Below are 7416 nucleotides of genomic sequence, written 5' to 3' on the forward strand. Positions count from 1 at the left end.
GTCAAATGTCCTCGAAATCGAATTCGTTCAATTCGTCCACCATCTTCGCTTCTTCCTCCTTGAGCTCTCCGGTCAGCAGCTCCTCCGCCTGGTCGGCGCGCACGCCCCACAGCTCGCCGAGCAGCTCGGCGACCATCGCCTTCTCGCGCGGAGCGAACGCGGCGAACGCCCGCCGCAAAAAGACGAGGGCGCGCACGAATTCGTCGTCCCCGAGGGAGCCGATATAGTCGTTCAGCTGCTCCCACAGGCTCATCCGCGACAGCAGGGCGTACCGGTTGCGCATCGCCAGCCCTTCGAACCAGCCCGCGCCGAGCTCGGCCGGGATGCCCGGCGACAGACGGCGCGACACTTCTTCCGCGCACTGCTGCGCGGAAATGGCGCCACGCTCCATCAAAATGGCGCAGGCGAAGCCGGACAGCCGGGGGTTGCGGTCGTCCCGCTCCGCCAGCCGGAGCAGCTCCCGCAGCCACAGCGCCTCGTCGACCCGCTCGCCGTGCTCCAGCGCAACGCCGTTCAGCTCGTTCATCGCGGCTACCATCGCATGGGCCGCCTCGTCGTTGCAGCCGGCGGCATCAAGCAGAAACAGGCAGGCGCGCATGAACAGCTGCTCGAGCAGCGGCAGAAGATGAGCCGTATCGATCCGCCTGATGTCGCCGTACGATACGATCGCGGACAGCTCCCGCGCCGCTGCGGCCATCTGCACGACGTCCCGGCTGTCGACGGCAAGCCGCTGCAGCGTTCCGCGCGCGGCCTCCATTTGCGCCGGCATGCCGCACTCGCAGGCGGCGCGGATCCATTTCGACGCTTCGGCGATCGAGCCGCAGCCGTCGAGCTTTTGCTGAAGCGCGTAAGCGGCGGCGACTTCGACCGTTTCTCCGAGCAGCGTCGATTCGACGACCTCGATTTCCGCCTCCGGCGTCCACTGCACGACCCAATGCTCGGCCCACGATGCGCGTTCCTGCCCGCTCGGCCGCCGCTTCGCGAACGAAATGCCGAGGAGCGCGAGCCGGTGGAACAACGTGGACCGGTTCAAATCGAGAAACGCGGCCTCCTCCGACTTGACGCGCCGGTTTTCGCGCAAATCGAGCGCCAAATCGGTCGCGACCGCCGTTTTGTACGACTCCAGCTTCAGCCGCTTGAGCTGCCGGTTCAAATCGTCCTGGATCGGCGTCTGGCTGACGCCGTCGGCGAGCGCCCCGATCGCCGTCCCGACTTCCGTACGCGCCATCGGCTCCGCGACGACGGACAGCTCCCCGCGTCCGAGCAGCGTCTGCGCCGCGTCCCGCAGGTCACGAAGCGTCGGCGCCCCGCCGCCGTGCAGGGCGGCGAGCGACTCGGCCAGCCGGACCGCCTCGATCACTTCCGCGGTCGACCGATGGGTGCCCGCTTCCCGCAGCAGGCGGGCGATCGTCGACAAGTAAAACTCCGGCAAGCCGTCAAGCGAGCCTCCCGCCATTCGCTCCCACATCATTTCATAGTAGTGCGGGGCGTTGTTGCCCGCTCCGTATCCGGACATCGAGGATAACCGGAAATACGAATACGGCATCAGCGTAAGCTTCGTTCGGCGGGAAGGCAGCGCGGACCGCTCTTCGTCGGTCATCGCCGCAGACGGATCGGCCAAGGCGTCCGCATGGTAAGCGCCGCAGACGACGACGATTTTGTCCGGGGCGTGGCCGGCTTGAATCGTATCGCGGATTTGCCGCCGCATATAGGCTTCCCGGACCGCGTTGTACGCGTAATCCGCCCGCTCCCGCGGCCCCTCCCGCTCCTCGGCCAGTTCCCGCATTTGCGCGGAGTACGCCCGGATCGCCGCTTGATAGGCGCCTTCGTTCAGATTGTGCTCGAAGCGGCGCTCCCAATACATATCGAAATCGTGCTCCCCGGCCAGCTCGGCGATGCGGGCGTACACGGAACGTTCGTCGGCCTTTTCGTCGGAAAATCGTTCGGGGGGCTGGCGCCGGGAATCCGCCGAATCGTCTTCGGCCGGACCGGCTTCATGCTTCCTCAACGCGTCCTGCAGCGCGATCGTCGCGGAGGACGGCAGATCGATGAAGGCGCAGGACGCCCCGTTTCGATCCGCCCACAGCATCGCCTGATATTCCGGCGAATAGACGGCGAAAGGCCATAACGCGGTTCGTACCGGCAAATCGTCGGTAAACGCCAATATCGCGACGGGCGGCTTCGTCGCCCGGTTCGTCAGATGGCGTATTTCCGCCGTCGCATCGGCCGGCCCCTCGATCAATACCGCCGTCGGCCGAACCCGTTCCAGAAAATCGAGGAGATGCTTCGACCCGCCCGGGGAAAGATGCCGAACGCCGAAAATGCGTACGGCCGCTTCGGCTGCCGCGCTCACTCGTTCATCTCCTTGCACGCCGTATACAAGCCGCGCCATTCCGCGCCGCGCTTCTTCATGACGTTGTCGAGATATTCTTTCCAGACGAGCTTGTCTTTGTCGTCGTCCTTCACGACCGCCCCTTGAAGCCCCGCGGCGATATCTTCGTCGGTCGGTTCGCCGCTGCCGAAGCTCGCGGCGAGCGCCATGCTGTTCGTAAGCAGCGAAATCGCCTCCGCGGTCGACAGGACGCCGGCCGGCGACTTCACTTTCTCCTTCCTGTCGAGCGTCATGCCGCCGCGCAGCTCGCGGAAGATGGTGACGACCTTGAGCAGCGCCTCGTCCGCGGGGACGGCCGCCTGCAAATCGTAGGCCGACGCGATTTCGCGAACCCGCTTCCGTACGATTTCGACCTCGGTCGCGATGTCGGAGGGCGACGGCAGCACGATGATGTTGAACCTTCGCTTGAGCGCGGCCGACATTTCGTTCACGCCGCGGTCCCGCGTATTGGCCGTGGCGATGATCGAGAACCCTTTGCGGGCGCTCGTCTCGCCGCCGAGCTCGGGCACCGAGATCGTTTTCTCCGACAATATCGAGATGAGCGCATCCTGCACCTCGGACGCGCACCGGGATATTTCCTCGAAACGGGCGATCGATCCCGCTTCCATCGCCCGCATGATCGGACTGCGCACGATCGCCTCCGGCGTCGGTCCGTTCGCGAGCAGCATCGCGTAATTCCACGAATAGCGAACATGCTCTTCGCTCGTGCCGGCCGTCCCTTGGACGACGAGGCCGGAATCGCCGCAAATCGCCGCGGCCAAATTTTCGGACAGCCACGATTTGGCCGTCCCCGGCTCGCCGATCAGCAGCAGCGCGCGATCCGTCACGAGCGTCGCGATCGCCATTTCGACCAGCCGTTTATTGCCGATATATTTGGGGGTGATGTCGGTGTTCCCCGCCTTGCCTCCGGTAATGAACGTAAACACCGATTGGGGCGACATCCGCCACCCCGACGGAACGTTTCCCCGGTCCGCCTTGCGCAGCGCCTCCAATTCTTCCTCGTACAGCCGTTCGGCCGGCAGTCGCATCCGGTCCTGCAGTCGTCGTTCGCTTGCGGCCATCCGATTCTCTCCCTCCGGTTATATTGGTTATATCGGTTATATCGGTTATATTGGTACGTCGTCTACCGTTTCCCATGTCAGCTTGCGGCGGCCCGCATCGTTTCCAGCACAAACCGAAGCTGCTGTCCGGCCGTGTAATGAAACTTCGGCAGCACGGCTTCGAGCCGGTCCCGATACCGAACGGGAAGCCGGTACAGCCGTTCCAGCACGTGGCCTTCGATATAATAGCAGTTGTTGTTCCGTTTGTCCTCGAGCGCCTTCATCGTCGCTTCGTGCAGAACGTCCTCGCTCGCACCGGCGCGTTCCAGACCGCACAGCAGCATGCCGGCGAACGGATTGCGGAATTCCGGATTATGCTCCAGCTTGTCGAGCAGAAACGTTACGCATCCCTCGTGTCCGGGACGCGCGAAGGCGCATGCGAGCTCGAGCGCGTTTTGTTCGATGAAGCAATCCAGCCAGCGGGCGTCCCACCGCTCCGCGAGCTGTTCGGGCGGCGTCATGACGACCGTCGCGAGCGTCGTCGTCTCGTCGGAGCCGTTCCACAGCATCGGGTACTCCCGGTATTCGCGCGAAACGACGATCGATTGAATCGCCGCAAACAGCGCCTGCTTCCGCTTGGCGACATCCTTGTTCGTATGCAGCTTCCAATGGTTGCGCATCGCCCCGACGTAACGCTCGTACAGCTTCTCCGGCGGCAGCATGCGCAGCGACGCGCGGAACGCGTACGGCACATAGCGGACGTTTTGCCGCTCGAGCTCGTGCAGCAGCGCAACCGCTTGCTCCCCGTCCTCCTTCTCGAAAAAGGAAGCGGCGGCATCGAACAGCTCCATCCATCCGTACGAAACGAACAGCGGGTAGCGCTCCGTCGCATACGCGAAGGCGTCCAGCAGTCCGCCGCTGCGTTTGCCGTCCAATGCCGTCAAATAATGACCGATTTTTACCCGAACGGCTTCCCGCTTGTTGACGTCGTCCTTCAGCTCTTCCGCCTGTCTCAATTCCGCGGCGAAATCGCGCACCAGGCTTTCCGCAAGCTCACCCGCCTCGCAGCGACGCGCCGCTTCGGCCGCAAGTTCGATATCTTTGCCGGAAAAAGCTTCGTACAGCCGCGCCGCCGCGCGCGCCGAGCCGCCCTCGGCCAAAGCGCGGTACGCCGCCTCGCGTATCGCCTTTTTCTTATCCTTCGTATAGCCGAGCAGCGCTTCCTCGTACCGCTCGCGGCCCGCGAGCAGCTCGATTGCCGTCGTCCGCACCTCGTCCGATCCGGCTTCGGCCGCCCGGAGCACGAATTCGGCCGCGTCTTCTCCGCCCGCTCCGCCGATGACCCGCAGCTTCCTCGCTTCCGGTTTGCCGCCGGACGGATCGAACGTTTCCGTCAGCAGCGGCACGACCGAATGGCCGTAAGCGGGCAAAATGCGCATCATCGCGTAATCCGCGATTTCCGAATACGGATCGTCCAGCGCCGCGACGGCATGCGGCAGCAGCCGAAGATCGCGAAACATGCCGGCTTCGAACGCCTGTACGATCACTTCGTAGCGGCCGCTTCCGGTCGTCGTGAGCGCGCTCCGCACCGCCGCCAATTTGCGGTACGACAAATCGGTGGAAAGCGGCATCGGACGGCTTTCCACGGGTTTCGGCTCCCCTTCCGGGGAAGCCGTCCCCTGCGTCCGCAGCACCGAGCCGAGCAGCGTGCCAAGCTCCTGCAGCGCCTCCGCCGAACGGCCCGTCTGCCCGGCAGGCGGCTCGATCAATGCGGCGATCCCTTCGCCGAGCCGTTTGAATACGGGCGACCGTTCCCCGAGCTGGACAAACTGGGGCAGCAACCGCTTCAAACGGAAATCGCCCGCCGCCAGCTCGCTTCCCGCGATATACAGCCGCCTCACTTCTTGCATAAGCTCCTGCAGCAATGACGTGCTCATCGTCGTCCCCCCTTAATACAGCAGGCGGATCATGTCCGCGCCTTTGATGATCGTCAGCGGCTGAGCGACCAGCCGTCCGTTGTCGGGCCGGTGCTCGAACAGAACGAGCACGGCCGCGTCACGCAACCTGTCGGCGGGGACGTACGGCAGCAGCGACACGGTCCCGTTCCCGAACGCGGGCGCGTCGTCCAGCGCCATCTGCTGGCCGGACTCGTCGGCTATGACGAAACGGCCCTGCCCGTCCCGGACAACGTCGCTCGAATGGAGCAGCATGACGGGATTGCGGTCGCCGAGCGGATTTTTGAGCTCGTTTTTGACCCGTTTCAAGGCGTCGGCGTACGAACGGCCGGCGAATCCCGCAACGAGCTCCAGATCGCGCGGCTCGATCGGCCGCGAAGTCATTTCTTCCCACCGCACCCTCCGGTTCATGTCGCCCGGATAACGATACAACGATTTGACGAGCGCGACATCGAAGAAGCTGTCTTCCTCGCGCATATGCTTCGCCGCCTTGTAGGGCCGGTAGTGGACCGTCCGGTGAATGTCCCCGGTCGTCGTTTCGAGCCAGTAGCCCTGGTCGACAAATTCTTGCCGGGCCGGGTCGTCGTAGCTTATAAAGGCAAGCTGGATCAATTCGACGTTTTCCGACATCAAGCCGTATTCGCTCAGCTCGGCAAGCTGCCAGGCGTGACCGAGCCATTCTTCGATCGTCGATTCCCGGTCCGGCGTCAATTCCGGATCGTCAAGCTTCGCCGTCAAATGCGCGCGTCCTTTTTTGACGAACGCGTGGATAAGCGTCAATTGTTCGACCGCATATGTATAAGCCGCTTCCCGATCGTCCGGATCGGTCAGCAGCAGCGCGAGCCGGCGCAGCTGCGTTTGCGCCCCCGTCAAGTAGGCGTTGCCGAGCTGCTTGATCGGCTCTTCGATCGCCTTCACCGCTTTTTTGTCGATCGTGCCGAGCCCGCCGCGAACGAGCGACAGCGTCAGCTTTTCCAACATATCGAGCCCTTCGAGCTGCGCCCGGATTTTTTTCGCCAGCGCGGACTTGTTCGTCTTCCTCGGCTTATCCGTCTCGCCGCTTTCGGCCCGCCGCTCCTTGTTCTCCTCCCGCTTCGCCGCTTTTTCCCGCTTGGCGGCGATGTCCTCGGGGATGGCGGCGACGGCGAAATCGCTCCCGAGCGCAAAAGCGTACAGCAGTCCGAGGGCATGCTTGCACGGCAGCTGCCGGCTCGGGCACGAACAGCGCAGCACCGGCTTCTCCGGCACGACAAAATCGGCCGAGCATTCGTAATTGGAGCTGCCGCTGCCGGTGCATTCCCCGAACAGGAGCGTGTCGTCCTCCGAACGGTTCAGCCGGACGAAACTCCGTTTTTTGACAAGCCCCTGCGCGTTTTTGATCGCCGAGGCGTTCGGCGCCAATGAATCGACGTACGATTCCGTTAGTTCCAACACGCGTAGTTCCCCCCGTTTTCCGTGCTGGCGGCGCGGAACTCCTTCCCCTTCGCCGCACGTTACCGATTATACTGGAGCGGATTTCCATAGGAAAGGGACCGCAGCTCCATTTTGGTTCATCTTCATACATTTGTAAAAATTATGGGGATTTTTAGGTTAATCCGCTCTAGTAAACTAAACCTATCGCTTTTGTTCGCGCGCAAACGCGGGACGCAGATGCAATCCTGCACCGTTCTGATCGCGAACGGCGGTGCGGAAATCGTGAGCGCGATCCGGATCCGCACCTGCTTGCAAAAGGACAAATGAACCTGCGACGGAGCCGAGGCGCTGGTAGCGCTTGAGAGACATATTGATCATGTGCAGGGGTAATAAGAGACTGAAAGGGCGGGTCGAAGCTTATTGAACAATAGTTCGCTAATAATGAACGTCAATTCTTTAATTCTATTAAAAATAGCGGAAACGGGCAAATAGTGATATTATCCCCTTACGGTAGACAGTGAAAAAAGAGTTCATGATATCATGGATTCAGCACTGTTGACCGGAGGGGATTTTTTTATGCCACCCAAGAAGGGGCAAAAGTTTAATCGTTATGATG

The 7416-nt window shown here is 62.5% G+C and carries 4 protein-coding genes; all 4 read right to left on the minus strand.

Features of this window, described 5'->3' with window-relative positions; translation table 11 throughout:
- Position 1: 1 nt before the first annotated feature.
- On the minus strand, positions 2-2392 hold the full coding sequence (locus PV407_RS26120) for a DUF5682 family protein (RefSeq protein ID WP_442951710.1): 2391 nt from the start codon (positions 2390-2392) through the stop codon (positions 2-4).
- Positions 2350-3453: an ATP-binding protein gene (locus PV407_RS26125; protein ID WP_332092935.1), complete on the minus strand. Its 1104-nt coding sequence runs from the start codon at positions 3451-3453 to the stop codon at positions 2350-2352. The genes PV407_RS26120 and PV407_RS26125 overlap by 43 nt, the downstream gene beginning before the upstream one ends.
- Before the next feature lie 77 nt (positions 3454-3530).
- Entirely contained in the window at positions 3531-5369 is a 1839-nt protein-coding gene (locus PV407_RS26130) for a HEAT repeat domain-containing protein (RefSeq protein WP_332092936.1), read from the minus strand.
- Positions 5370-5381: 12 nt separating this feature from the next.
- Positions 5382-6821 (minus strand): SWIM zinc finger family protein, encoded by a 1440-nt coding sequence (locus PV407_RS26135; protein ID WP_332092937.1) that lies wholly within the window; start codon positions 6819-6821, stop codon positions 5382-5384.
- Positions 6822-7416 lie beyond the last annotated feature (595 nt).

Source organism: Paenibacillus sp. GYB003, assembly GCF_036577625.1.
Lineage (GTDB): Bacteria > Bacillota > Bacilli > Paenibacillales > NBRC-103111 > Paenibacillus_AB.